Below are 26,929 nucleotides of genomic sequence, written 5' to 3'. Positions count from 1 at the left end.
CCCCGCCGACAGCGTCCCCCGCTTCACACATCACCGGAGCTTTTCCATGAGCACGATCCAGGACGTTCGCGCCGACCTCTACCGCATTCCTCTGCCGGTGACGCTGTCCGACAGCACGCACGGCGACATGACCCACTTCGAATTGGTCACCGTCCGGTTGCGCGACAGTGACGGGGCCGAAGGTTCCGGCTATACCTTCACCGTCGGCGCCAACGGCCGCGCGGCGCTCCACACGGTGATGCATGACCTGGCACCCGTGCTGAACGGGCAGCGCGGCGATCTCATCGAGCAGCTCTGGTACAAGATGTGGTGGGCTGTGCACTACGGTGGCCGGGGCGGCTCGGCGGTGCTCGCCATCTCCGCCATCGATGTGGCCCTGTGGGACCTCAAGGCGAGAAAGCTCGGTCAGCCGCTGTGGACCCTCCTGGGCGGCTTCGACGCCAACGTGCCCTGCTACGCCGGCGGCATCGACCTCTGGTTCCCCCTCGACCGCTTGCTCGCGCAGACGGACGACAACCTGGCCAAGGGATTCCGCGCGATCAAGATGAAGGTGGGCCGTCCGAAACTGTCCGAGGACGTCGCACGGGTGAAGGCCATGCGCGAACATCTGGGCGAGGACTTTCCGCTGATGGTCGACGCCAACATGCGCTGGACACCTGACGAAGCGATCCGCGCCGCGCGCGCCCTGCAGCCGTACCACCCGGGATGGATCGAGGAGCCGACCATTCCCGACGACGTGGCAGGCCACGTGCGGATCGTGCGCGAAGGCGGTCTTCCCGTCGCGACTGGCGAGAACCTCCACACGCTCTACGAATTCCAGCAGATGATCAGCGCGGGCGGCGTCACCTTCCCGGAGCCGGACGTGACCAATTGCGGCGGCATCACCGTCTTCATGAAGGTTGCTCGCCTCGCCGAGAGCTTCAATCTGCCCGTGACCTCGCATGGTGCGCACGACATCACCGTGCATCTGCTGGCCGCCGCTCCCAATCGTTCCTATCTCGAGGCCCACGGCTTCGGTCTGGACAAGTACATCGCCCAACCGCTGGAGATCCGGGACGGCTGCGCGATCGCGCCCGACCGCCCGGGGCACGGCATCGAGTTCGACTGGAAAGGACTCGAGGCGCTGCGGGACCGCTGACCCGGCGACGCGTGGCCGCGGAAGGCTGGTGAAAGGATTCCGCGCGATCTTCGCGATCGTGGCCAAGGGCGTCCGCTGCGGAACCGGCCACGGAGCCGGCGCGTGCGGTTCGGCCACACCACGCCGTGCCGCAGCCGGCGGCCGCCGTCGCCTGCAGCGTTCGGAGATACGACAGGATGGACCAGACCGCTCCGCCCGACCGCCGGGAGCACGAATTGACGATGCACGTGTTCGCCGTCTCCGCGGGCATGGTGGGCGTGTGCCTCACCGCCATCGGCATACTTCGCCTCATCGCCTCGCAGACGAGCGTGCAGTCGGTCGGGGACGATCTGCTCGCGATCGATGCGCTCGTGTTCGTGCTGTGCGTCTGCCTTGCGTTCTGGTCGTTCAAGACGCGCCACCACCGTACGCGTCAGCGGCTGCGCCTGTGCGTCGACTCGCTGTTCCTGTTCGGACTCGCGGGCATGGGCGGCATCTGCGCCATCATCGCGTACGCCATCTTCTGACGCCCGCGCCCCGGTTTGACGGCCCGACCGCGCAGGCTGCGGGACTCGCACTCCCCTTCATGGGTCCGGAGGCCTGTCCGTGACAACGCACCTCTCCGTCCGTCTTCCGGGCACGCTGCGGTTCCTCCAGCGCGACTGGCTCAGCGCCAATCATGTCCTGCTGTACGGCCCGGACCGCAACGTTCTCATCGATGCGGGACATGTGAGTTCGGCGGCAGAAACAGTGACGCGGGTAACGGGGGCCCTGGACGGCCGCCCCCTGCACGACATCGTTCTCACGCACACGCACTCCGATCACATGGGTGGTTGCGCAATGCTCAAGCGCACGTTCGGCTGCCGTATCACGGTTCCGGAGGGCGAAGCGGAGATGATCCGCGCGTGGGACACCCGGGCGCTGTGGCTCGACTACGCCGGGCAGCACGCCGAGCGCTTCGATTTCGAAAACGTCATCCGCCCCGGCGATCGCATCGAGATGGGCGGCATCGAATGGGAGACGATCGCCACACCCGGCCACGACATGGGAGCCGTCGTCTACTGGTGCGCCCGGGAGGGCATCCTCATCTCGGGCGATGCGCTGTGGGAGCGAAGCTTCGGCATCGTGCTTCCGGGCGAAGGCTGGCGCGACCGCCTTGCCGCCGCGCGCGACACGCTCTTCCGCCTGAGATCGCTGGGCGCGCGGATCGTCATTCCAGGTCACGGCGACATCTTCACGGACGCGGACGGAGCCATCGAAGCGTGCCTGTCTCGTGTCGCAGCCTTCGAACAGGACGAGCGGCGCATGGCGCGCAACGTGGTCAGGGTGATGTTCGTCTTCGCGCTGCTGGAACGGCCGGGCATGACCGAAGAAGACGTGCTGACATTGTTCTGCGAGGTGCCGCTCTTTGCCGAGTACGCGGCCCGCTATTTCGATACGCCGCCCAGCGATCTCGCCCTGGCCACGATGGAAGAATTGGCGAAGGCAGGAACCCTGGAGCGCGGTGGGGACGGGCGATGGTTCGCGCGGTGAACAGATTGCAGACGTCCACGGTCAAGCGGACATCCACGTGAGGCAAATGTCGAATGGCACAGTCTGGATGGACACGTGGAGAGGTGGAAGCAATCGTCGACGACTATTTCTCGATGCTGGCTCTGGAACTCGCTGGACTACCCTACAACAAGGCAGCCCACCGCCGCGCGCTCAGACTCCGGTTGGAAGACCGGAACGAGCCATCCATAGAATTCAAGCATTGCAATATCAGTGCCGCATTGCTGGATGCGGGATTCCCTACATCGCGGGTTACAAGCCTCGTTCCAACTACCAGACCATCCTGGCGGAGGTAGTCGCCGAAAGGATGTCGAGCGCGAGCAAGCTGCAAGAACTTGCACAGGCCGATGTAGACCGTCCGATGGTGGTGCCAGAAGTAGAGGATATTCTGGCAATACTGTCAGACCGACCTTCACCGGCTGCGATGGCTGCCAAGACAGGGGAGCCTGTCGTGGCGCCGATCCGATTGCCTATCAACTATCTCGAGAGGGAAGCGCGGAATCGTTCGCTCGGTCTTGCGGGAGAGATCTTCGTCATCAACTATGAGCGTGCGAGGCGATTCATGCAGGCCGGGAAACGCTCCGGAAGGTCGAGACACTTCTCGTGTCCCGGACCCCAGGCTATGACGTCCTTTCCTACGACGCGCATGGAGAGGAACAGCTCATCGAGGTAAAGACAACGAGATATGGAGCAAGCACGCCCTTCTACGTGACTCGAAACGAGGTCACCACTTCGGAGCGACGTTCCGCCGCGTACCACATCTACAGACTCTACGATTTCCGCTCCGCACCTCGGCTTTACACGCTTCCGGGCGCGATTGGCCGAAGTTGCCGACTCTCGGCTGTCAGCTTCCTGGCTACACCCGCGTAGACGTCTGCACCACTCGCTGTCACGCTCCTAGTCAGGCAGTCGGTTCGGCACTTCGTCGGAAACCGCGAGCGCCCTCGATCGCCGGAACACCATCTGACCGACCGCACCCGCCCTTGACATCTGTCAAGCTCACGCAGGCGCATTTCCGCAAAGGTAGCAGGTAGCGTGGCGGAGTGAACTCGTCACCGTGTCGCGAACCCCTGCCTGGAGGAGTACGAGATGAATCCGATTGACCGGAAAGGCGGTTCGCGCGCAGGGCACCTGCTGTCGATTCTTCTGCTCTGGGCGGCCGCGTTCGCCGCGAACGCCTACGTGATGACCACCGACAACGAGCTTGGCGGGAATCCCAGACTCGCCAAGCGGACCTACCAGGTCTTCATCGCCGACGATCCGGCGCACCCGGGCAGGCGCGATGAGGTCGTGGCCGCCCTGAACACCTGGCGCGATGCTCTCGCCGCGCGCGGCGTCACACTGGAGCTTCGTGCGGGCAATCCGCCGCAGACGCCCTTCGACCGGAATCGATACAACGCCGAGGTCACCCGCTACAACGCCGACCCCGCGCCGAAGCCGGCCGACTATCCGGAGATGGCCAAGCTGCAGGCGAAGCAGAACACGGTCAGCGTGTACTGGGACACCACCGAGAACATCGTCAGGAGACGCGGCGGGGAAAACACCGGTGCCATGGCTGCGAACGTCTGGGATCGGGATGCTTCAGGCAAGGCCGGCACGATCGATCTTTCCGACGTGTTCCTGCCCACCGATCCGAAAGGCGGAACCGAAGAGATTGCCCGGCTGATGATCCACAACCTCGCCATGCACGAGTTCGGCCACGTGGCAGGCCTGGATCACTACTCGCCCACGCAACAAGGCGAGGTCATGCGGCTCGATGCCACCCTGTCCACGGCACGTTTCACGCTGGGTGCGGAAGACATCAAGGGGCTGGACCGGATCTACGGAACGCCGCCGAGAGTCGACGCCCGGTCCGGCGCCTTTCTTCGCGAGGCCGACGAACTCTCTGCGGAAATTCGCAGCCTGCTGCCCGTGGGCACCGGTGAGGTGTGGGAGTACTCCTATGCGCTCGCGTTCCTGGGTGGACTGCCGGCAAGCTACGTTCAGGTGGAGGTCGGCAACGCCCCCATCTACGCAGCGCGAGGTTCGGCGGGGCTGTACGACTGGATCGCCGAGGACCGGGAAAGCGGCGACCGCTATCTCGCGTTTCACGCGGACTCGAACTACCTCGGGGAGCAGACACTGTCCGGCGTGCTGTCCTTCCTGTCCACGCAAGGACCTTCGAGCGGACTGATCGCGTACGCCGGCGGAGTCATCTCCACGGACTACGTACCCCGCTCCGTACCCGAACCTCGCGGGCCGCTCCTGCTGTGCGCGGCCGTGGTCGCATACCTGCTGGCAGCTGGACGCGGGATCGAAGCGCGACCGCATGGATCCCGCCGACGCGAGGCGTGACACGGGAGTCCGCGATGACCCGGCAGGCGTTTGCGTGCGGACCTATCTCCAAGCTCGTATGGCGATGTGCTGTGGCGTGGCGCACACTCGAAAGCAGCGTCCAATGAGAATCCCGTCATGAAAGTCCTCCGGCTCGGCTCCACCGGACCCATCGTCTCGCAGTGGCAGATGTTCCTGCGCGGTCAGGGCCACTTGATCAACGCCACGGGCACCTTCGATGCTGCGACGCGCGATGCCACCATTGCGTTCCAGAAAAGGCACAAGCTCTCGCCCGATGGCGTGGTCGGCAACCAGTCGTTCGGCAAGGCGGCAATGCTGGGTTTCGAACTGGTGGATTTCACGGAGATCGACCGGGAATTTCCTCCGGCGCCGGACTTTCAGCCGCTGGTGAGCACGGCACAGCGGCAGGAGCTCTTCGGGCCCATGCAGTTCCGGGCCGCTCCGGTGGCGGGCAACCCCGAGGCGATCCGGATCACCAACGGATGGGACCGGGAGAACGTGGTGAAGGTGTTCGTGCCGCAGCTGGCGGGCATCAAGGGCGCCCGGGCAGACGGTGCGATATGGATACACAAGGCCATGGCCGCGCCGATGCAGAAACTGTGGCGCGCATGGGAACAGAAGGGCGTTCTGCCGATGGTGCTCACCTTCGATGGCGCCTACAACCCGCGCTTCGTGCGCGGTCGCGCCCACGACCAGGTGCTGTCGAATCACGCGTTCGGCACGGCCTTCGACATCAACGCGAGATGGAATCCGCTGGGCGCGGAACCGGCTTCGCCGGACGCGCCGGGATGCGTCTATCGCCTGGTGCGCATCGCCCACCAGTGCGGGTTCTACTGGGGCGGCCATTTCGGCCGCCGGGACGGCATGCACTTCGAACTGGCGCGGGTCGCCTGAAGCTTCCGGCTCCGCGCTGCGTCAGATCGACTTGCGCAGTTCCTCGATCTCCCTCGCCAGCGGCTCGCCCACGCCGTACTTGGACGCGCTGTCCAGTTCCTTGAGGGCTTCTTCCTTCTTGCCGGCCTTGGCCAGCGCCCGGGCCAGGTTCACCCGGATCGACACCGCACGAGGCGACTGCGCCACGGCAGACTGAAGCTGGCGGATGCCTTCGTCGACCTTGCCGAACTGCACATTGAGCATGCCGACGGTGTCGAGCAGCGCGGCACTGCGCGGCGCCTTTTCCAGCGCCTTCCGCCCGAATTCGAGCGCCGACGGATCGTTGAGCTTGCCCAGCACCCACGCCATGTTGTTCAGCACCACCGGGTGATCGGGCTTGCGTTCGAGAACGCGCCTGTACCACTGCTCGGCGGGCTTGTATTCCTCCCGAGCGAGACGGGTGTCCGCCGCTGCCAGCATGGCGCGCAGGTCGCCGGGGTGCTTGCCCAGCCAGGCGTTCATCTCCTTTTCTGCCTCTTCCGCACGGCTCTGCGCCAGAAGATTGCGATAGAGCGCGCCGATCAGGTCCGCATCGGCGAGTTTCGCCATCGCCGCCCGCAGGATCTTCTCTCCGCCCATCGCATCCTTGCTGGCGGCCAGGACCTGCGCTTCGGCGACGTATCCCGTGGTTCTGTCCGGCCACTTCCTCTGGATGGCTCGCGCATCTTCGCGTGCGGCGTCGAAGTTGCCGGCACGCACGCTCACGTCGACCATGGCGAGATACGCAGGAAGGTGCTCCGGCTTGATTTCGATGGCCTTGCGCAGTGACGTTCGAGCCGCCTCCCAGTTCTTGTCCGCGACCTGCACTTCGGCCAGCCCCATGTGTGGCACGACCGAATCGCCGCTCAGGCTGGCCAGCTTGTTGTAGGTCACGGTGGCCTGGCGCAGTTCGCCCGCCATCTGCTGCGCCCGGGCGAGGGCGAAGACGACCGTCGTGTCGTCCGTGATGGACGCCTGCGCTGCGGTGGCTGCCTCCAGCGCGGCCTTGTTGTCCCCCGTGGCCATGAGGTAGTCGATCTTGGCCATGCGCAGTGGCACGGAGGTGAGATTGATCGCGATGGAATCGTCGAGGGTCTTCAGGACGTCCGCGGCCGGGGACCCGGTGCGCTGCATGACGGCCGCCAGCAGCAGCGCTGCTTCGGCCTGCTTCGGATCGCGGGACAGCACGGCCCGATAACGTTCCTTGGCAGCGTCGGGCTTGCCTTCTTCCAGATCCATCGCCGCCAGATTCTTGGCGGCGGGAAAGAAAGCGGGAGCGACGCTCAGCGCCTTCTCGAAGGCGGCACGTGCCTCGCGCATCTGGCGGGACGCCAGGTGCGCGAGTCCCAGGGCGTTGTGACCCTGGGGCTGCTCCGGCTGTCTTTGCGACAACGATGCCGCGGTGGAGCGTGCACGGTCCGGCTTGCCCTGCTTGATGAAGTACTCGACGAGGAGCAGATCCGGCGTCGGGTCGGTGGGGTTCGCCTTGCTTGCCGCCTCCAGGTCCGCGATGCCCTGTTCGGCCCGTCCCATGCGAATCCGGGCGCGCCCCAGCGCGATGCGGGACGCCACGTTCTTCTGATCCAGCGAGGCTGCCTTCTCGAGGTACGCGAGAGCCTTCTGCGGCTCGCGCAAGGCCTCGGCGATCTCGGCGGCGAGCAGCAGCACGCCCGGATCGTTCGGCGCGGCGTCGAGCAACGGACCCAGGGTCTGCTTTGCACGCGCGGCCTGTCCCGCCCGAAGCTGCGCGGAGGCGAGCAGACGGCGAAGTTGCTGCTCCGAAAGCGCGGCATTGACGACGGCACTCAGGAGCTTCTCGGCCATGGCGTAGTTGCCCAGATCGTGTTCGATGGATCCGCCGAGGAGTTGTGCGCGGATGTCGTCCGGGACGGCCTTGAGGGCGAGCTGGATCGAACCGCGCGCGCGCAGCTTGTCACCCTTGGCGAAGGACACCAGTGCGTCGAGATAGGCAGTCGCCGGAGTGGTAGGTGCCGCCTTGGCGAGGCGCGCCAGGACTTTTCCTGAGGCCTCCGGGCCATCCAGGCTGAGGATGATCGGCACGAGCCCGGTGAACGCCCTGACGTCGGCCGGCCGCAGTGCGATGACCTTCTCGTAGGCTTCCGCCGCCTCGCGCATCTTCCCCTGCCGGGTGAGGATGCCCGCCTTGAGCGCCCAACCGTCCGCCGTGTCGGGCCTCGACGAGAGGACCTCGTCGAGCGCCGCCTCGGCCTGCGCGGTGTCGTTCCCCACCAGGGCAAGGCGTGCCATGCCGACCTTCGCCACCGGATTGCCGGCTTCCAGGGCAAGGGCTTCCTGGTACGCCGCCCGTGCCTCCTCGATCTTTCCCTTGCCGGCCAGGGCCTCGCCCTTGAGGGCGGTCAGTTCCGCCTTGACCTTGGCATCGGTGATCGAAGCCCCTTCGATCTCCTGCATCGCCTTGTCGTACTGGCCCATTTCCAGGAGGACATGGGAAAGATGCGGGAGCACCGCATTCGCGTCGTACCCCAGCGCCAGCGCCTTCCTGAGCTCGATCTCCGCGGCGGATGGATCGGAGGCATCCCGCAGCGCCGCGCCGAGCAGGTAACGCACTTCGGCACTCTCGGGCTGTTCGCGCACAGCGTTCTTGAGCTGGATGATGGCCGCTGCGTTGTCCTTCCGCCCCAGATAGTCCCGGGCCGACTGCAGGTAATCCTGAGCGGGCTCCTTGCTGCAGGCGGCGATCGACAGGGCGATGACCAGGGCGGCGACCGGGAAGCGATGGCGGATCATGGGCATGAAGGGGGTTCCGTGAGATGTTCCGCGATGCCGCCGGCAACAGCGCAAGCCGAAGGCGGAGGAGGGTGATTTTCTGCGTTCGGGGCGAGCAAAAGCGAGCCCTGTGCCCGGACCGGCAGATCGGCGGCCGGTCAGAGGTCCTCCCGACGGGCGTAACCGGTGAAGCCGATGAACAGGCGGCCGAGTTGCAGCGCGAGCCAGGACTTCACCTGTTCGAGCCAGGGGCGGTGAACGAGATCGCCCGCCTGGATCGCGACCGCCCCTGCGGCCAGAGCCCGTTCCAGACTCCTTCTCAGTTCCCGCCCGAAATCCGCGTCCCTGACGATGACGTTGGCTTCGCGCGAGAGCATCAGGCTGAAGGGGTCCAGGTTGGACGATCCGACCGTCGCCCAGTGCTCGTCCACGACCGCGACCTTGGCGTGGAGGAACGTCGCGCGGTACTCGTGCACCTCCACGCCGGCATCGAGAAAACCCTGATAGAAGGCGCGCATCGCGTACAGCACGAATGGATACTCCGGCAGGCCCTGCAGCAGCAGCCGCACCTGCACGCCACGGGACACCGCGTCGCGCAACGCTTCCCGGAAACGGCGGCTGGGAAGGAAGTAGGCATTGGCGATGAAGATTTCCCTTCGCGCCCGGCCGAACGCGCGGAGGTAGGCCTCCTCGATGGCCCTGCGGTTGCGCAGGCTGTCACGAGTCACGAACTCGATGTGCCCGTTGCTTTCTTCCGGACGGGTCGAAGGCGACCGGACTTCGACCGGGGCCTTCTTGCGGCCACCGAAGGTCGTCCAGCGGACCAGCATCCAGAGCCGGTGGACGGCGTGGTGCATCTGCGCCACCACCGGACCGGTCACGCGCACCGCATAGTCGAAGCGCGGCGGCCCCTCGGAGCGGCCGTCCCGGTCGTCCAGCACGTTGATGCCTCCGCAGAAGCCGACATTCCCGTCGATGACCGCCAGCTTTCGATGCATCCTGCGCAGGCGGTGGCGGCGCAGCCGGAAACGGGCATATTCGGGCCGGTAGACAAGGATCTGGACGCCCGCCGGTTCGAGGACGGCCCGGATGGACGGCAGGAGATTCGCGGCGCCGAAGCCATCCACGAGCACGCGCACGCGCACGCCCCGGGTGGCGGCGGCCGCAAGCGCCTGGGCGACACGCTGGCCGGTGGGGTCGTCCGCGAAGATGTAGGTCTCGAGATGGATCTCGCTCGCGGCGCTTCCGATGGCTTCCAGCAGTGCCGGAAAGTATTCGTCACCCGTCTCGAGCAGCGTGACGTCGTGGCCATCGGCGAACGACGTCATGAACCGGCGGCCACCTCGTCCTCGGCGGACTCTTCCCGGAGGGCCGCCGGCGCGAGCAGTGCCGACAGGGCCACGTGATCGGAAAGCCGGTGCGAGTGCCGGTTGTGGTGCACGTGCGCGAGTTTCACCCGGAATCCGCGGATGTAGATGCGATCGAGGTTCAACATCGGCAAGGCGGCCGGATAGCTCCGCGCCGGCCGGCCGTGCGTGTGCTCGAAGACCTCGGTGAGGCCCAGTGTCTCGCGCAACGGCAGACCGGCACGGCGCGTCCAGTCGTTGAAGTCCCCGGCCACGATGAGCGGGGCCTCCGGCGGCACCAGTCTTTCGATGCGCTCCTTCAGACGCGCCACCTGGCGATGACGCCACATCGCGATCAGGCCGAGGTGGACGTTGATGCAATGCAGGCGGCTCGGCCAGCCCGGCACGTCGATCTCGCAGTGGAGCATCCCGCGGCTCTCGAAGCGAGACTGCGAGATGTCCTCGTTGTCCCACTTCAGGATGGGAAACCGCGACAGGATGGCATTGCCGTGATGACCTTCCTCGTACACGGCATTGCGGCCATAGGCGAAATCCGACCACAGCGTGTCGGCGAGGAATTCGTACTGCGGCGCCTCGGGCCAGTTGCGATGCCGCAGCGCATGCCGGTGCGACAGTCCCTGGACTTCCTGCAGAAAGACCAGATCCGCCCCCACCGCCCGAAGCGCGTCGCGCAACTCGTGCACGGCGATTCGTCCGTTCAGCGGCGAGAAGCCCTTGCGGATGTTGTAGGTGACGACGTGCAGAGTGTTCATGCGGGTACGGTCAGCCCGAGTGATCATGTGAGGACGCTCTGGGTGACGGGCCATGTCGCAGGGCGGACGTGCGCCAGCTTGGCATACCGGCGGATGGCTCGCATCCCAGAATCTCCCCGGGCGTCCTTTTTACCGTGAATCGCGCTGGCGGGCCACCTTTCCCGCAGGCGTCCGGTCCGGCACGCGCACGAGCCTCGAACGCCACGATCGCGACGCTGCAGGCAAACGCCTTGCCCGCCCCGCCGATGAGCGTCCGGGACTGCCGGAAGCGGCGGAGAGCGACCGCCCGCGCCCGGCATGCACTCCCGAATCAGAGGATGGCCGTCACCTGCCGTTCTCCATGCTCGAACACCACATGTGCCCGGCCGACGATGAGCGGGTCGAGCGCACCGATCTGCTCGGCGTCCTTCGACCGATACGGCAATTTATGCAGGATGTACCGCATGGCGTTGAGACGCGCCCTCTTCTTGCAATCCGACTTGATCACGGTCCATGGAGAATCAGCGGTGTCGGTGTGGAAGAACATCGCTTCCTTGGCCTTGGTGTAGTCGTCCCACTTGTCGAGGGACGCCATGTCGATGGGCGACAGCTTCCACTGCTTGAGCGGATGGATCTCGCGTTCCTTGAACCGCCGGCGTTGCTCCTTGCGGCTCACGGAGAACCAGAACTTGATGAGGAAGATGCCGCTTCGTACCAGATTGCGCTCGAACTCAGGCGCCTGGCGCATGAACTCGTCGTACTCCTGCGAAGAACAGAAGCCCATGACGTTCTCCACGCCGGCACGGTTGTACCAGGACCGGTCGAACATCACGATCTCGCCCACGCTCGGCAGATGCTGCACGTACCGCTGGAAATACCACTGCCCGCGTTCCTGCTCGGTGGGCTTCTCCAGGGCAACCACGCGCGCGCCGCGCGGATTCAGGTGTTCCATGAATCGCTTGATGGTGCCCCCCTTGCCCGCGGCATCTCGACCTTCGAAGAGGATCACGACGCGCTGGCCGGTCTCCTTCACCCACGCCTGAAGCTTCAGCAGTTCCACCTGCAGGCGGTACTTCTGCTTCTCGTAGGTGCGGCGCTGCATGAGGTTGCGGTACGGATACCCGCCCGTGCGCCAGTCCTCCGACAGCTCGTCGTCGGGGCTCACGGGCAGGCGATCGACCGGACCTTCCCGTTTCAGAAGCACTTCGCGCAGGGCCTTCACGTCGTCCGCCGAAGCCCCGGACACGACCGCTTCGAGACGGGAGACGAGGCCGTCGGGATCGTTGGAGGCTCCTTGAGCGAGGATGTCCTGCAGCGCCTCGACCTTGGACATCTCGGCCGCCTTCACCGCCTCGGATACTGTAAAGCGCTCGATGGAGTCGGCGGTATGGGACGGCGCGACGTCCCCAGCCGAAGCACGCCGGGATGGGGCAGGTCGAGACCCCCGGGGAACCAGGGCCTTCTTCGCTCCACCACTGCCTGTGCGTCTCGCAGACTTTTCCATCACCCGCTCCCGTAGTCCGAAAAGAATCTACTGTAAGGAGCCTGCAACACGGCCGATCTGACGCAAGTCAAGTCAAGGCAAGCCAGGACCCGGAGGTGTCACCCCTGGGGTCTGCCGACGACAAGGGGATTCAGGGAGCCGTCCGCCGGAAGGGCAGCTTTTCGATGGCCGCGGCGTTGCTGGGGGAGAAACACAGTTCGGCCGCCTGCCGCCACGGCAGCCACTGATGGGCGGTGTGCTCGCGAGGCGAGAGCCGCGGTGTCACCCGCTGCGGGATCTCCAGACCGAACACGTGTTCGGTGTTGCGGGTCACGCCGGGTTCGTAGCGCCAAAGCCACTGGGGATAGATGTCGTAAACGTTCTGCATGTGCCAGTCGGTGAGCACATGGGAGGCGGCATCGATGCCGGTTTCCTCCAGGACCTCCCGGCGGGCGGCATCCGCCGGGTCCTCGTCCCTTCGATCCAGGCTTCCGGTCACGGACTGCCAGTAACCTGCCCGGTCGGCACGTTCTATGAGCAACACGTCCAGTTCCGGCGTGTGGATCACGACCAGAACGGAAACGGGAATCTTGTAGGGACGGGGCGCGGGCATCCGGATTCAGAAAGACTGGATGAGAACCGCTCCTGCGCCCCAGTCGGAGCTCGAGTCGGAGAATCCTCGGACCGCGTAGATCTGGACCTTGGTGGAGTCACCCAGCTTCACGGCGATGAACGGCGTGAGTTCGCGGATGGGATCGCGTCCCGAAATGATCGGCTGCCGATAGTCGAACGACGCGCCGGCAGACACGCGCGGACCGAACTTGTAGACCCCCCCTGCGCTGGCGAAAGCGACGTTGCGCAGATCGGAACCGGGGGGGTCGCCGTACCAGCGATAGCCGATTCCGGCGAAGACCGTGAATGCACCAAGAGGCTTGTAGACATCGGTCTGCAACGCATAGTCATTCTTGCCGGTACCGAGCCCCACGGATTCGTCCGCGGTCCCCCATTTGATCTTCGCTGTCAGATCGAGGAACAGACGGGAAGTCGCGATGGCACTGTAGGTCACCGATGTCCCGACGTCGCCCAGGCCCGATTCCGTGCGTCGCTGCGGGCTTCCCCCCGCGTCGATCACGATGGGCCGGTCGCCCCCGACCACCGTTCCCGGGCCGGTGATGCGAACGTAAGGCACGGTGAGCTTGACCAGCCAGCGGTCCGTCTCGTAGCGCGCCATCACGGGAAAGTACGCGACATCGGTGGACTGCGTGCCGCCGTACTTGCCGGTGCTGTAGTCCGCCCCCAGGGCGATGCCGAACCGGCCCGGCGGTGAACCCTCATCCGCCAAAGATGGACAGGCAACAAGCACCAACATCGTCGCTGCTGTTCCTCGAACAAGCATTCCGAACATGAATCCGTACTCCCCGCATCCGGATTTCGGGGCGTTCTGCCACACCGGAACCCGCTTTCGCCCTACTTCGCCTTTTCGATCTTCTCGGGCTTCTCGACTTTTTCAGGCTTCTCGACTTTCTCGGGCTTCTCGACTTTCTCGGGCTTCTCGACTTTCTCGGGCTTCTCGACTTTCTCGGGCTTCTCGACCTTCTCGACCTTCTCGACTTTCTCGGGCTTCTCGACCTTCTCGACCTTCTCGACTTTCTCGGGCTTCTCGGGCTTCTCGACCTTCTCGACCTTCTCGACCTTCTCGACCTTCTCGACCTTCTCGACCTTCTCGACCTTCTCGACCTTCTCGACTTTCGACCTTCTCGACCTTCTCGACCTTCTCGACCTTCTCGACTTTCTCGACCTTTTCCGGCCGGGCCGAGATCCCCATCTTCTCCACGCGCTCCGTCTTGCTGCCGTCCGGATACTCCACCTTTTCCGCGCGCTCTGTCTCGGTCCTTCCGTTCTCCGTCTCGACCTTCTGCGTCACTACGCCGATGGAGGACAAGGAACCCTCCTCCTTTTCGGAATCCGAACCCTCGTCGTCCTCACGGACCGAGGACTCGGCACGACCGGTCGTCGGCGACGACGTCCCGCGCTCCGCATCGGATTCGGATTCCTCTGCAGCCTCTGACCGATCCAGGCCGCTGCCGGTCCGCGAGGAGGAAGACGCCCCCCCGGCGTTTCCAGCTGACGCGTTGCCCGTTGCCTTGCCGCCAGGCCGGGCAGCAGAGCCCGACGAACCGCCGGGACTCTGCGGTCCTGCGGGCGCCTTGCGCAGGACATCGACCTTCTCGGCACGCAGGGTAGCGCCCTGCCTGGTGGCGACGACTACGACCCGCTCTCCTAGTGCCAGTCCCTTCGGAGATCCGGCCGCCACCACGGTGGCCGCCTCCACCTGCACTTCCTGGGCGCCCACGCGCACACGACCGTTCGACTTGCTTCCGACGAACCCCTCCAGCACGTAGCGCTGCGGTTTGCCGAAGAAGGGGATCTCCGGACGCACGACCAGAGCGTCCGCACGCAGGACGGCACCGTCGGCAAGGCCGCGCACGTCGATCTCCTGGCCCACGCGCACCGAAGCGCGTCCCAGCCCTCGAAGATCGACGGGCTGGCCGTTGATTTCCGCCCCGCCTTTGAAGACCCGTGTCACCGATCCGGCCAGGCGTGCCGGTTCGTTGGCCGAGGCCTGCTCCAACCTTGTGGCCATCACCTCCCCGTTCGGCAGGCGAAGACCGCTCACGCGAACGGCCTGACCGCCCTTGACCGCGCCATCGATGACCGCCCGCTGGCCCGGCGGAATGGCAATCTTCTGACCCAGAATCGTTGCCCGGCCGGCCGCCCGGTCGAACTTCTGCACGGGGCCGACCGCGACATGGAGCAGTTCCACGCGGCGGGCCACGACCCGGTCGACGTGCCCCACGGCGTCCACCGCCACGACGTGGCCGACCGCGAGATGGCTGTGGTGCAGGGGCTGCCCGCCGACGCTCATCGGGGTCGAATCGTCGTATTCGATCTCCACCCCTCCCACGCAGATGGAACCGAATCCGGTCACCATGCCGACGATGCCCGTCCCGCCGACGCCGCTGTCCGCCGATTTTCCCGTCCCGCCGATTCCCTTGTCTGCCGATTTGCCGGTCCCGCCTATGCCACCTTCGGCCGACTTTCCTGTGCCGCCGACACCCCCTTCGGCCGACTTTCCTGTGCCGCCGACACCCCCTTCGGCCGACTTTCCTGTGCCGCCGATGCCGCCTTCGGCCGACTTGCCCGTACCGCCAATGCCGCCTTCGGCCGACTTGCCCGTACCGCCGATGCCGCCTTCGGCCGACTTTCCTGTGCCCCCTACACCTCCGTCCACCCGCGGTGAACCGGTGCCTCCGACGCCCCCTTCGCTCAACTGGGCGATGCAGGGATTCGCCTGCGCCTGTGCCGCGGCGGCGCACAGGGCGAGTGCGATCAGGCAGGCACTCAGCCGCTCAAGCATCTTTGTCCGAGGGGTCCATGGATTCGGCGAAGAAGTACACGCCGAACGTGATGCGCATGCGGGCATCGGCCGAAGCGGCGTCCTCGTCCCCGAGTTGCGCTGCGCGACGGTTCGCGGTCTTGAGCGCCTGCATGCCCGCCTTCTCGGCCAGCGCCGCGAGTTCCCGCGCCGACTCGGGAGTCAGCGTGTCGTAGTGGACGCTGCGTTCGAGAAACGGGGCGCGACCGCCGATCACGTTGGAAGCCGCTGCCGCCAGGTGATCGTGCACGTTCTGGCCGAAGTAGTGCACCTTCTCCTCGAACCCCTGCGCCGGAACAAAGGCATCCACGTTCAGCGCGACCCGTTCATCCTCGTCCAGCCTGACGACGCCCAGACGCAACCACTCGTCGAGCACCGCGCGCGCGCGGATGTCCTTGCTGACACTCGCGACCAGCGCATCAAAAGACAGATCGCCGCCCTTGCTGGCCAGCCGGGGAAGCGGAAGAGGATTGCCTCCGGCGTCTTGAAATCGGGAGTCCGACAGCCACCGGCCCACCAGTTGCGCGCCCAGCGAAACCGAGGGCGGTGCCGGTTCGCGCGTGGCGGCCGCGACGGACCGCAGGCGGCGGACGTCCTTCCGGTGAACGCCCGTGAGCAGGCTGATGCGGCTGTCCGTCTGGCGTTTCCGGTCGAGCTGGAATTCCTTGTCCGCGACCTCCACGAAGATTTCCTTGAGGAGATCGGAGAGCCACGGATAGGTGAGGCCATGCGAGAGCAGCAGGCGGATGAGGGGCCGGAGAACCCGGCGTACCGCGGCGACCAGTTTTTCCGGTGCCGCAACCGAGGAGGGGATCTGCTCTGAGTCGTTCATGGCAGTGACTTATAGCACGTGACCCGCGCTGCGTGGGAAACGTTTCCACCTCAACGATCGCTCCAGGGCTCCGCTGGTCCCCGCTCATCCGGGCTGACCGTGGCCCCCAGGGGAAGACGGGGCACCGCGCGCCGCCCGGCCGGCCGCCACTCGGCCCGGCACAGGGCAGTCCAGGCCCCGGACCGGAACCGCGGCAAGCGTCAGCGCACCTTGATGTGCAGTTCCCGCAACTGCTTCTCGTCGACGGGACTGGGCGCGCTGGTGAGCAGGCACTGCGCGCGCTGGGTCTTGGGGAAAGCGATCACGTCGCGGATGGATTCGGCGCCGGTCATCATGGTGACGATGCGGTCCAGGCCAAACGCGATGCCTCCGTGGGGAGGCGCGCCGTACTGCAACGCATCGAGCAGGAAACCGAACTTGAGCCGGGCCTCCTCCTCGCCGATCTTGAGGGCACGGAACACCTTGCTCTGGACGGCTTCACGGTGGATCCGCACGGAGCCGCCGCCCATCTCCCAACCGTTCAACACCATGTCGTAGGCCTTGGCGAGCGCGGCGCCCGGATCGGTTTCCAGGAGATCCTCGTGACCATCCTTGGGACTTGTGAACGGATGGTGCATGGCGGCCCAGCGATCGTTTTCCTCGTCGTATTCGAACATGGGGAAGTCCACGACCCACAGCGGCTTCCATGTGCCGTCGATGAAGCCGTGCGCCTTGCCGAACTCGGAGTGGCCGATCTTCGCCCGCAGGGCGCCCATCGCGTCGTTGACGACCTTGGCCTTGTCCGCGCCGAAGAACACGGCGTCGCCGGTCTGCGCACCGGTACGCTCGAGAATGGCTTCGAGCGCGCGGTCGTGAAGGTTCTTGACGATGGGCGACTGCAGCCCCTCGCGCCCCTTCGAGCGGTCGTTCACCTTGATGTAGGCCAGTCCCTTCGCGCCATAGACCCCGACGAATTCCGTGAATCCGTCGATCTCGCCCCGCGAGAGCTCGGCGCCGCCGGGCACCCGCAGCGCAGCGACACGTCCGCCGGCGGAATTCGCGGGACCGGAGAACACCTTGAAATCGACGTCCTTGACCAGGTCGGTCACTTCGGTCAGCTCCAGCTTCACTCGCAGGTCGGGCTTGTCCGAACCGAAGCGGTGCATGGCCTCACCGAAGGTCATGACGGGGAACGGATCGGCCAGCTCCACGTCGATGGCGCTCTTGAACACCTTGCGGATCATGTCCTCGAAGATGCCGCGGATCTCCTGCTCGGTGAGGAAACTCGTCTCGCAGTCGATCTGCGTGAACTCGGGCTGCCGGTCGGCGCGGAGGTCTTCGTCGCGGAAGCACTTGGTGATCTGGTAGTACCGGTCGAAGCCGGACATCATCAGCATCTGCTTGAACAGCTGGGGCGATTGCGGAAGCGCGAAGAACTCGCCGTGATGAACGCGCGAAGGCACCAGGTAATCCCGCGCGCCCTCGGGCGTGGATTTCGTGAGCATCGGCGTCTCGATGTCGATGAAGCCCTGCGCGTCGAGAAAGCGGCGCACGTCCATCGCCACGCGATAGCGCAGCATCAGATTCTTCTGCATCTGCGGGCGGCGCAGGTCGATCACGCGATGCTGCAGACGGACGGTCTCGGAAAGGTTGTCGTCGTCCAGCTGGAAAGGCGGCGTGAGGGCCGCGTTGAGCAGCTCGATCTCCTTGGCAAGCACCTCGATCTCGCCGCTCCTGAGATTGGAGTTGAGCGTGCCTTCGACGCGCCCGCGGACCCTGCCCGTCACCCGCACCACGAATTCGTTGCGCAGGCGGTCGGCCGTCGTGAAGGCCTCCGGGGTGTCCGGATCGATGACGATCTGGACGATGCCTTCACGGTCGCGGAGATCCAGGAAGATCACGCCGCCATGGTCGCGGCGCCGGTGCACCCAGCCGTACAACGTGACCGTCTGGTCCAGGTAGTTCTTGTCGATGAGTCCGCAGTAGTTGGTGCGCATGATGTGTTCGAAGCGATGAAATCGGTGATCAGGGACGCCGCGTCGCGGGGCTTCCCGGCGGCGCCACGCCCATGGAGATGATGTACTTGAGCGCCTCGTCCACGCTCATCTCCAGTTCGATGACCGAAGAACGCGGCAGCATGACGAAATAGCCGCCGGTGGGGTTGGGCGTGGTCGGGACGTAGACGCTGATGTAGTCGCCCTTCAGATGGCTGGAAACGTCGCCGCCCGGGGCGCCCGTGAGAAAGGCGATGGTCCACATGCCGGGACGGGGGCCACTCCACGAGCAGCGCCTTGCGAAAGGCCTGCCCGCTCGAGGAGAACAGCGTGTCGGACACCTGCTTCACGCTGTTGTAGATGGACTTCACGACGGGGATGCGGCCGAGCAGCGATTCCCAACCCTGCACGAGCCGCTGGCCCAGGACGTTCGCCGCGAAGAGGCCGGTGACGAAGACGATCAGGAAAGTGAGCAGGACGCCCAGACCAGGAACGTCGAATCCCAGCAGCTCGCGCGGGCGCCAGGACGCGGGCAGCAGCACGAGGCTCTGGTCCATGGTCGTCACGATGGCCTTGAGCACCCAGAAGGTGATACCCAGGGGCACCCAGATCAGCAGGCCGGTGATGAGATAGCGTCGCACGGATAAAACGAAGCGGACCGCACCCTGCGGTGCGGTCCGCAATCCTGTCCCTGTTCAAGTGCGGCCGTCAGGCCGCGGATTCGATCGTGTTCAGCTGCAAGCCGGGCACGGGCCGTTGGCGCAGCCCCCGCCCGCCGTGGCGGTCGCAGTGTCTCCCGAGCTTTTCGATTCCCCGCCGCCACTGTCTTCCTTCTTGGCGGCCGCCTTGGCGCCGCTGTTCTTGAAGTCCGTGGCGTACCAGCCACTGCCTTTCAACTGGAAGCCTGCGGCGGAGATGAGCTTGGTCATGGACGTCTCGCCGCAGGACGGGCAAACCGTGATCGGGGCGTCGCTCACCTTCTGCAGGAATTCCTTCTCGAGGCCGCACTTGTCGCAGCGATACTCGTAAATCGGCATGATATCCCTCGAAAATCGAAACGGAATTATACGCCCGCAACCTGCGCGAGCCACGCTCGAAAATGGTGTTCGCGCCCTGATTTCTCAAGATCCCATGCTCACGAAGACCCGTTGGCCCTATCCGCGCATCCTCGCCCACCGCGGCGCAGGCGTGCTGGCTCCCGAAAACACCCTCGTCGCGCTCAGGCTTTCCGCTTCCCTGGGCTTCGGCGGCGTCGAAGTCGATGCCCAGGTCGCCGCGTGCGGCACGCCTTTTCTCCTGCACGACGACACCCTCGACCGCACCACTGACGGCAGCGGTCCGGCGATCCGGTCGACGCTCGAGGCGTTGCGCGTGCTGGATGCTGGCGTCTGGTTCGGCAACGAGTTCGCCGGTGAGCGCGTACCAACCCTGGAAGCGGCCTGTGCCCTGAGCCGATCCCAGGGCCAGTGGATGAACATCGAGATCAAGGTGGCTGCGGATGCCGACCCGGCCAGGACCGGCGCGGTCGTCGCGGCCGAGACGGCGCGGCGCTGGGCGGACGCGAGCCCGCCGCCACTGCTCTCGTCATTTTCGGACCTGGCCCTGGCCGCCGCCGCCCGCAATGCCCCCGGATTGCCCCGTGGCCTGCTGGTGGACGCCATCCCGCCGGATTGGCTCGAACGGGTCCGGACGCTCGGATGCCGCTCCGTTCATGTGGCCCAGCAGCACCTCACGGCCGAATGGGTGGAGACGATCCACGGGGAAGGCATCGCGGTGCTGGCCTACACGGTCAACGAACCGGGGCGCGCGATCACGCTGTTCGAGTGGGGAGTGGACGCCATCGTGACCGACGAGCTGCGCGAGATCCGGCCGGATTTCCTGGCGGTCTACGGCTTGGGCCGCTGAAACGATCGGGGAGAATCAGCGGGTGAGGCGCAGGTAGAGCCCCGGGAGCTTCTCGGGCAGCCGGTTGATGTGGTCGACGACCATGTAGTTGCGGGCACCGAAGATGCGCGAGACGTACTCGTCGGCTTTGGGGTCGAGGCTCATGCAGTAGGTGTAGATGCCGGCGCGGCTCGCTTCCTCCACGGCCTTCTTGGCGTCGAACTGAAGATATTTGGGATCGTGGACGTCGATGTCGTGCGGCTCGCCGTCGGTCACGAGCAGGATGAGCTTCTTGTCGCAGGCACGGTAGCGCAGCCAGTTGGTGGCATGCCGCAAGGCCCCGCCCATGCGGGTGGAAAGCTGTCCCTTCATGCCCGACAGCCGGGCCTTCACGTGGTCGTCGAAGGGCCAGCCGAAGTCCTTGAAGCGGTAGTACTGCACTTCCGACCGGCCGTTGGAGCAGAAGCCGTGGATCGCGAACTGATCGCCGATGCGTTCCATCGCGGCCGCAAGCAGCACGGTCGCCTCGCGGGCCAGCGCCAGAACGGTCTTGCCGCTCGCCTTCACCACGTCGTTGGTGGATTCGGAAAGATCCAGCAGCACGAGCACGGACAGATCCCGCTCGCGTCTGTCCACCCGGATGTGGAACCGCGGATCGGGCGTACGGTGCGAACGCACGTCGATCATGGCATTCACCACCTGATCAAGATCGAAGCGGTCGCCGTCCATCTGCTTCTTGAGCCGCACCGGCTTGCGCAGTTCGCTTCCGCGGATCAGCGAATCGATGCGGTCGAGCAGGTCCTGGTTGCGATGCATGATCTCCGCGACCGTTGCCGGGTCGGCCATGTCCGGCCGTTTCTCCTGCACGGTGCACCACTGCGGCCGGACCATGCCGATGAGGTAGTCCCACTCCGGATACTGGACGATGCGCAGCAGATCGCCCGCCATCTGCAACTCCTCGTCCTCCTCTGCGCTTCCCGCGCCCACCGGTTTGACGCCTTCCACCTGCTCGGCATCCGGATCCTCCAGCGTGTCCCCGGTGCTGCTCTCGACGGTTTCGGGCTGAACGAGCATCACCTCCTCTTCCATCATGAGGCCCTTCTCGTTCTTGTCGGGCTCCCACAGGACGGTGTTGTCGTCGCGGTAGAGCGGCTCGATCACCCAGGTCTTCGCATTGAACTGCAGTCGCATCTGTCCGATGTCGTTTCCCAGCAGAGAGCCAAGGGGCCGGACGAACGAGGGATCCGTGAGGTCGTTCTCGAAGAACAGGCGCCGGGCCTTCTGCACCCAGGGGCTGTCGTCGGGATGTCCCGGGTCCAGCAGCGCATGCGCAAGCCGCACGGCGAGCCCCGCGAACGTGACGGCACCGCCCGACGACCCTTCATGGAACTGCAACCATAGCCGCCTCAGCCCCGGCATCTCGCGGCAGGCCAGGGCCTCGACGCGCGCATCTTCGAGCAGGCCCACCAGCACAATCTGGATCGGCTTGAGGCCGGAACGGGGCTGTGGCGCGGGCGAGAACGCAAGATGCGCGGCTGCATGCGCGCAGGCGGCGCGATAGAGCGCGACCGCCGAAGCGCCTTGCACCGCCCGGTAGGCATCGGGAAGATGGATGCCCAGCGGCGTGACGAACGGGCGGCTCTGCTGCAAAGTGGACGAGAAGCTGCGAAGCTCCGTGCCCCGCGCCCACAGCGCGCGCAGGTAGAAGCCCAGACGCTTGCGCACGTCCGTGAACATGACGCCCGTCCGGTCTGAGCGCAGAAAGGCGCGCGATTCCGTCGTGCGCAGATCGAAGTAGCTCTCCTGGTCAAGCGGATCGGCGCTGTGCGATTGCACGCCCAGCAGCGCCCAGTTGCGCAGGTCCTCGATGGCGAGATGCTCCAGCAGCGCGTCCGTGTGCTGCAGCATGGGACCCACGCCACGCGGCGCGCGCTCGGCAAGGTCGGTGACGAGCGCGAAGAACGTCCGCACCCGGCGTGGTTCGCGCAATCGCCTCGCGGCGATGGGAGCCGCCGAGAACAAGGCATCCATCGACTTCTGCTGGGTGCGCGCATAGACCTTGAACGCCGCCTCGAGCATCTCCGCCACGGCCTGTTCGCCCACCTCGCGCGCCAGACGCGGCGCCTCGCGCAGAAAGGTGACCACCGTCGACCACGTGACGCCCGCGGCCTCCAGGTTCCGGATCGCCCGCAGATACCGGACGAGCCCTTCGTCCGAAAAGACCTTCCGCGCCTCCGGCCAGCCTGCCCGCAGAAGCGCGAGCCGCTCCCGTGGCATGCCCGCGACGAGGTCGGCGTATCGATCGAGGTCGTCGGCGTTGGACATGGAAGCGCTTACCGGAGAAGGCCGCTGTGACGATTCGCGCTCAGGCGGGGATGCCCGGTGCTCAGAAGTAGGTCGTCACGACAGCATCCAGTGCGTCGCGCATGTCCTGATCGTCCGTGATCGGCCGCACCAGAGTGACTTCGCACGCCGCGACGGGGTCGATGCCGCGCGCGATGAGGTGGCCCGCATGGATCAGCATCCGGGTGGACACGCCTTCCTCCAGTCCGTGGCCCTTGAGGTTGCGCGTCTTCTCGCCGATGGACACCAGGCGGCCGGCGATCTCCCCGGAGACACCGGCCTCGTGCGCCACGATCTCGATCTCGATGTCGCGTGCCGGATAGTGGAAGTCCAGCGCCCCGAAGCGCTGCTTCGTGGACTGCTTCAGGTCCTTGAGGATGCTCTGGTACCCGGGGTTGTAAGAGATCACGAGCTGGAAGTCCGGGTGCGCCTGCACCAGTTCGTTCTTCTTCTCCAGCGGCAGGCAACGGCGCGCGTCGGTAAGCGGATGGATCACGACGGCGGTGTCCTGCCGCGCCTCGACCACCTCGTCCAGATAGCAGATCGCGCCGTGGCGGGCAGCGAGCGTCAGCGGCCCGTCCTGCCAGCGCGTGCCCTCCGCATCCAGCAGGAAGCGTCCCACCAGGTCCGAGGCCGTCATGTCCTCGTTGCACGCGAGCGTCACGAGCGGCTTGCCCAGACGCCAGGCCATGTACTCGATGAAGCGGGTCTTGCCGCATCCCGTGGGCCCCTTGAGCATCATCGGCAGCCGGGCGGCGTACGCGGCCTCGTACAGCGCGATCTCGTTGCCGACCGCACGGTAGTAGGGCTCGGACGCGAGTCTGTACTGGTCGATGACCCCGGCAGTGCCGGCGGTCGCGGTGGAATCGTTCATGACCTCATCTCCGTGAAACTATTTGCGCCGTGTGCCCGGCTTCGCTCCGGTGAACCGCTCGCGGGCGGCGCTCCAGGCATCCTTGAGCGTCTGCCTCAGGGCCACGGCGTCGGCGGACAGCAAGCGGACCCAGGCTCCGGCATCCCCCGGCAGGAGCGACGCGCCGGCGTAGACCGGGCCGTCCGCGGGAAGTGCGGATCGCAACGCTTCCAACGCAGCCGCGGGATCGGCGCGATGAATGACCATGAGCGATGCCTGGATCGTGTGCGGACCATGAATTCCCTCGCGCGGCTCCAGCAGTTGCCGACCCTCGATCGCGAAGCGGTCCACGGCCAGCAGTCTTCCGCCTTCGTCCTCGATCCGCGTTTCGGTACGCAGCCAGCCGAAGGGCCGCCGTTTCGCCTCGGGATCGTGCGCGAGAAAGGCATCGCACACCATGACCGTGGATTCGCGGTGCGCCCTGACGGTGAGCGTGTTGCGCAGCCGCGAATCCGGAAACAGGATGAGCGGATCGGGCAGGTATTCCACCAGCGCATCCCGGTCCGCACGGATGAGCACGTGCTGTTCCGCATGCCCGTCCGGCATCGAGTGGACCACTGTGGAGGCGGCGGTCGTGACGTGTGCCCTCGCGCCGGACGCGCCGGTCAGCGCGATGCCGAGACGGTCCTTCTGGAACAGGCCCCCGGAGCAGGACTGCAGATAGACGGTGCAGAGCTCCGCCGGGTCGCCCGGCAGATAGAGTGCGCGCCCCACGTGAAACGGATACGCCACCCGCTGTCGGCGAAGAAAGGTCCGCGTCCCGGCGGCGCCGGCGAACGCGATCTCGACCTGCCGTTCCGCAGCCGCCGCGGCGGCGGTCTCCACGAGAAGACGGTCACCGGTCAAACAGCACCTCGCGCGCGATGTGATCGACGATGGCATCCACGCCTTCGCCTGTCTGGCAGTTGGTGAGCAGCACCGGCCGGCCGCCGCGGACTTCGTTCGCTTCCCGGATCATGCGCGGCAAGTCGCAGCGGACATGAGGCGCGAGATCGGTCTTGTTGATCACCAGCAGGTCGCAGGACAGCACGCCGAGCCCGCGCTTGCGCGGAATGTCGTCGCCACCGGCCACATCGATCACGAACATCCAGTAGTCGACGAGATCCAGCGAGAACGACGAGGCCAGGTTGTCGCCCCCGGATTCGATCAGGATCAGTTCGAGGCCGGGAAACCTGCGATCGAGGTCGTCCGCCGACTGCATGTTGAGCGTGGGATCCTCGCGGATGGCCGAGTGAGGGCAGGCGCCCGTCTCCACGGCCAGCACTCGCTCGGGGGCGATGAGCCCGCTGCGGCGGACGCGCTCGGCATCCTCTTTGGTCGCGATGTCGTTGGTGATGACGGCGATGTTCGTTCCGCGCGCGATGAAGCGCGGGATGAGCTGTTCCAGCAGGGCCGTCTTGCCCGAGCCGACGGGGCCGCCGATTCCCACGCGAGCCGCACTTGTGGGGCGGGCCGAGCCGGCCACTTCCGGGAATCCCGGCACGATCTCGTTCATGTCAATTCATCCTCGAGTGACCGCGCGGCACGGGCCGGGGCGTCCCCGGGGCAGCGGCCCTTCCGGACCGCCGGACGCGCAGTGCATTTGACGTTCAGCGAAGCATATACCGCTGTGCGAGCGGTACCACCTTCGCCGGCTCGCAGGTGATCACGTTGCCGTCGATCATCACGTCGAACGTCTGCGGATTCACCGTGATGTTCGGACACGCCCAGTTGTGCAGCATGTGCGACTTGTTGAGCTTGCGCGTCCCCTTCGCCCCCAGGATCTGTTTCTTGAGACCCAACTGGCCGGCGATGTCCGCGGCGAGGGCCGCCTGGTTCACGAAGCACGCCGACAACGGCTTCTTCGCTTCGCCGAACGCGCCCCATTGCGGCCGCATCATCAGCGGCTCGCAGGTCATGAGCGACGCTGCGGAATCGCCCATGGCCGACCAGACGATGAAGCCGCCCTTGACCACCAGTTCCGGCTTCACGCCGAAGAACGCCGGACGCCACAGCACGATGTCCGCGAGCTTGCCCTTCTCGAGGGAACCGAAGTGCGCATCGATGCCGAAGGTGCGCGCGGCGTTGATCGTGTACTTGGCCACATAGCGCTTGATGCGCTCGTTGTCGCCGATGCGGGTGGTCTCGGTCGACAGGCGCCCGAACTGGTCCTTCATCTTGGACGCGAGCTGCCAGGTGCGGCAGATCACCTCGTTGATGCGCCCCATGCCCTGGCTGTCGGAGCCCAGCATGGAGATGGCCCCCATGTCGTGCAGCACGTCCTCGGCCGCGATGGTCTGCGCCCGGATGCGGCTTTCCGCGAAGGCCACGTCCTCCGGCACGGCCGGATTCAGGTGGTGGCACACCATGATCATGTCGAGGTGCTCGTCGAACGTATTCACCGTGTAGGGGTTGGTCGGATTCGTCGACGAGGGCAGACAGTTCATCTGGCCCGCCACGCTGATGATGTCCGGCGCGTGGCCACCGCCTGCGCCTTCCGTGTGATACATGTGGATGGTGCGGCCGCGGATCGCCGCCAGCGTGTCTTCCAGAAAGCCGGACTCGTTCAGCGTGTCGGTGTGGAGCTGCACCTGGAAATCGAGATCGTCCGCCACCGCGAGGCAGGTGTCGATCACGGACGGCATGGCGCCCCAGTCCTCGTGGATCTTGAGGCCCAGGCAGCCGCCTGCCATCTGATCGAGCAGCGAGCGCGGCTTGGACGAATTGCCGCGGCCGAGAAAGCCGAAGTTCATGGGCCACTGCTCGGCCGCCTGCAGCATCTTGCCCACGTTCCAGGCGCCACCGCAGTCGATGCCGACCGTGATCGGTCCGAGCGAACCGCCGATCATCGTGGTGAGCCCGGAAGCGATGGCGTGCTCCACGAGCTGCGCGGAGTCGAAGTGCACGTGCACGTCGATGCCGCCCGGCGTGGCGATCAGGCCTTCGCCGTCGCGGACGGTGGTCGCCGCGCCGCATACGAGGTCCGGGTGCACGCCATCCATGATCGCGGGGTTGCCGGCCTTGCCGATGCCCACGATCTTGCCGTCCTTGATGCCGATGTCGCCCTTCACGATGCCGATCACCGGATCGATGATGACGACGTTCGAGATCAGCATGTCCAGGGCGCCGGCCGCGCTGTCGTATCCGGGCACCAGGCCGATGCCGTCGCGCAGCGTCTTGCCGCCGCCGTGCAGGCATTCGTCGCCGGGAACCGCATAGTCGTGTTCGATTTCCGCAATCAGTGACGTGTCCCCCAGGCGTACGCCGTCGCCCTTGGTCGGTCCGTACAGCTGCGCGTATTCCTTGCGGGTGATCCTGGCCATCGC

The 26,929-nt window shown here is 65.9% G+C and carries 21 protein-coding genes and 2 pseudogenes; 7 read left to right on the top strand and 16 right to left on the bottom strand.

Annotated features, from left to right (window positions below):
• Nucleotides 1-46 precede the first annotated feature (46 nt).
• The 6 genes and pseudogenes from IPK20_11155 (at nucleotide 47) to IPK20_11130 (ending at nucleotide 5,896) form a co-directional block, all read left to right on the top strand.
• Nucleotides 47-1,138, top strand: a complete 1,092-nt coding sequence (locus IPK20_11155; protein ID MBK8017210.1) for a mandelate racemase/muconate lactonizing enzyme family protein — start codon at nucleotides 47-49, stop codon at nucleotides 1,136-1,138.
• A gap of 176 nt (nucleotides 1,139-1,314) precedes the next feature.
• Nucleotides 1,315-1,644, top strand: a complete 330-nt coding sequence (locus IPK20_11150; GenBank protein MBK8017209.1) for a hypothetical protein — start codon at nucleotides 1,315-1,317, stop codon at nucleotides 1,642-1,644.
• 79 nt (nucleotides 1,645-1,723) lie between these two features.
• Nucleotides 1,724-2,650, top strand: coding sequence for an MBL fold metallo-hydrolase (locus IPK20_11145; GenBank protein MBK8017208.1), 927 nt, complete (start codon nucleotides 1,724-1,726; stop codon nucleotides 2,648-2,650).
• 53 nt (nucleotides 2,651-2,703) lie between these two features.
• A pseudogene (locus IPK20_11140) lies at nucleotides 2,704-3,538 on the top strand (DUF3883 domain-containing protein).
• Nucleotides 3,539-3,757: 219 nt separating this feature from the next.
• Nucleotides 3,758-5,002: a matrixin family metalloprotease gene (locus IPK20_11135; protein ID MBK8017207.1), complete on the top strand. Its 1,245-nt coding sequence runs from the start codon at nucleotides 3,758-3,760 to the stop codon at nucleotides 5,000-5,002.
• A 117-nt stretch (nucleotides 5,003-5,119) separates the two neighbouring features.
• Entirely contained in the window at nucleotides 5,120-5,896 is a 777-nt protein-coding gene (locus IPK20_11130) for a M15 family metallopeptidase (protein ID MBK8017206.1), read from the top strand.
• Nucleotides 5,897-5,917: 21 nt separating this feature from the next.
• On the opposite strand, the gene prsT is transcribed toward IPK20_11130, so the two are convergent.
• The 11 genes and pseudogenes from prsT to IPK20_11075 form a co-directional block, all read right to left on the bottom strand.
• Entirely contained in the window at nucleotides 5,918-8,689 is a 2,772-nt protein-coding gene (prsT, locus tag IPK20_11125; GenBank protein MBK8017205.1) for a PEP-CTERM system TPR-repeat protein PrsT, read from the bottom strand.
• A gap of 131 nt (nucleotides 8,690-8,820) precedes the next feature.
• Nucleotides 8,821-9,990 carry a cardiolipin synthase ClsB gene (clsB, locus tag IPK20_11120; GenBank protein MBK8017204.1) on the bottom strand — a complete coding sequence of 390 codons (1,170 nt, stop codon included), beginning with the start codon at nucleotides 9,988-9,990 and terminating at the stop codon, nucleotides 8,821-8,823.
• Nucleotides 9,987-10,781, bottom strand: coding sequence for an endonuclease/exonuclease/phosphatase family protein (locus tag IPK20_11115; protein ID MBK8017203.1), 795 nt, complete (start codon nucleotides 10,779-10,781; stop codon nucleotides 9,987-9,989). Before IPK20_11115 ends, clsB begins: the two co-directional genes overlap by 4 nt.
• Nucleotides 10,782-11,091: 310 nt before the next feature.
• On the bottom strand, nucleotides 11,092-12,264 hold the full coding sequence (gene ppk2, locus IPK20_11110; GenBank protein MBK8017202.1) for a polyphosphate kinase 2: 1,173 nt from the start codon (nucleotides 12,262-12,264) through the stop codon (nucleotides 11,092-11,094).
• A gap of 130 nt (nucleotides 12,265-12,394) precedes the next feature.
• Nucleotides 12,395-12,856, bottom strand: a complete 462-nt coding sequence (gene nudB / locus IPK20_11105) for a dihydroneopterin triphosphate diphosphatase (GenBank protein MBK8017201.1) — start codon at nucleotides 12,854-12,856, stop codon at nucleotides 12,395-12,397.
• 6 nt (nucleotides 12,857-12,862) lie between these two features.
• Nucleotides 12,863-13,612 (bottom strand): hypothetical protein, encoded by a 750-nt coding sequence (locus IPK20_11100; protein ID MBK8017200.1) that lies wholly within the window; start codon nucleotides 13,610-13,612, stop codon nucleotides 12,863-12,865.
• Nucleotides 13,613-13,750: 138 nt separating this feature from the next.
• Nucleotides 13,751-15,661 (bottom strand): hypothetical protein, encoded by a 1,911-nt coding sequence (locus IPK20_11095; protein MBK8017199.1) that lies wholly within the window; start codon nucleotides 15,659-15,661, stop codon nucleotides 13,751-13,753.
• Entirely contained in the window at nucleotides 15,654-16,511 is an 858-nt protein-coding gene (locus tag IPK20_11090) for a hypothetical protein (GenBank protein MBK8017198.1), read from the bottom strand. The genes IPK20_11095 and IPK20_11090 overlap by 8 nt, the downstream gene beginning before the upstream one ends.
• Nucleotides 16,512-16,711: 200 nt before the next feature.
• Nucleotides 16,712-18,487 (bottom strand): aspartate--tRNA ligase, encoded by a 1,776-nt coding sequence (aspS, locus tag IPK20_11085; protein MBK8017197.1) that lies wholly within the window; start codon nucleotides 18,485-18,487, stop codon nucleotides 16,712-16,714.
• A 28-nt stretch (nucleotides 18,488-18,515) separates the two neighbouring features.
• Nucleotides 18,516-19,125, bottom strand: a pseudogene (locus IPK20_11080) (DUF502 domain-containing protein).
• Nucleotides 19,126-19,215: 90 nt separating this feature from the next.
• The gene (locus IPK20_11075; protein ID MBK8017196.1) at nucleotides 19,216-19,521 is read right to left on the bottom strand and encodes a zinc ribbon domain-containing protein; all 306 of its coding nucleotides are present in this window, start codon (nucleotides 19,519-19,521) and stop codon (nucleotides 19,216-19,218) included.
• Nucleotides 19,522-19,615: 94 nt separating this feature from the next.
• On the opposite strand from IPK20_11075, the gene ugpQ reads away from it, so the two are divergent.
• A complete protein-coding gene (ugpQ, locus tag IPK20_11070) occupies nucleotides 19,616-20,389 on the top strand; it encodes a glycerophosphodiester phosphodiesterase (GenBank protein ID MBK8017195.1) in 774 nt (257 codons plus the stop codon).
• 15 nt (nucleotides 20,390-20,404) lie between these two features.
• On the opposite strand, the gene IPK20_11065 is transcribed toward ugpQ, so the two are convergent.
• The 5 genes from IPK20_11065 to ureC form a co-directional block, all read right to left on the bottom strand.
• Nucleotides 20,405-22,693, bottom strand: a complete 2,289-nt coding sequence (locus IPK20_11065; GenBank protein MBK8017194.1) for a nitric oxide reductase activation protein NorD — start codon at nucleotides 22,691-22,693, stop codon at nucleotides 20,405-20,407.
• Nucleotides 22,694-22,754: 61 nt separating this feature from the next.
• Complete coding sequence (locus tag IPK20_11060; GenBank protein ID MBK8017193.1) at nucleotides 22,755-23,585, bottom strand: CbbQ/NirQ/NorQ/GpvN family protein; 831 nt, start codon at nucleotides 23,583-23,585, stop codon at nucleotides 22,755-22,757.
• Between the two features lie 18 nt (nucleotides 23,586-23,603).
• The gene (locus IPK20_11055) at nucleotides 23,604-24,449 is read right to left on the bottom strand and encodes an urease accessory protein UreD (protein ID MBK8017192.1); all 846 of its coding nucleotides are present in this window, start codon (nucleotides 24,447-24,449) and stop codon (nucleotides 23,604-23,606) included.
• Between the two features lie 10 nt (nucleotides 24,450-24,459).
• Nucleotides 24,460-25,119: an urease accessory protein UreG gene (ureG, locus tag IPK20_11050; protein MBK8017191.1), complete on the bottom strand. Its 660-nt coding sequence runs from the start codon at nucleotides 25,117-25,119 to the stop codon at nucleotides 24,460-24,462.
• A gap of 94 nt (nucleotides 25,120-25,213) precedes the next feature.
• On the bottom strand, nucleotides 25,214-26,926 hold the full coding sequence (gene ureC, locus IPK20_11045; protein ID MBK8017190.1) for an urease subunit alpha: 1,713 nt from the start codon (nucleotides 26,924-26,926) through the stop codon (nucleotides 25,214-25,216).
• Between the last annotated feature and the right edge of the window lie 3 nt (nucleotides 26,927-26,929).

The sequence above is a fragment of the Betaproteobacteria bacterium genome, assembly GCA_016713305.1.
GTDB lineage: Bacteria > Pseudomonadota > Gammaproteobacteria > Burkholderiales.
Note: the sequence above shows the minus strand (reverse complement) of the source record. Positions and strands in the feature narration are given on the sequence as shown.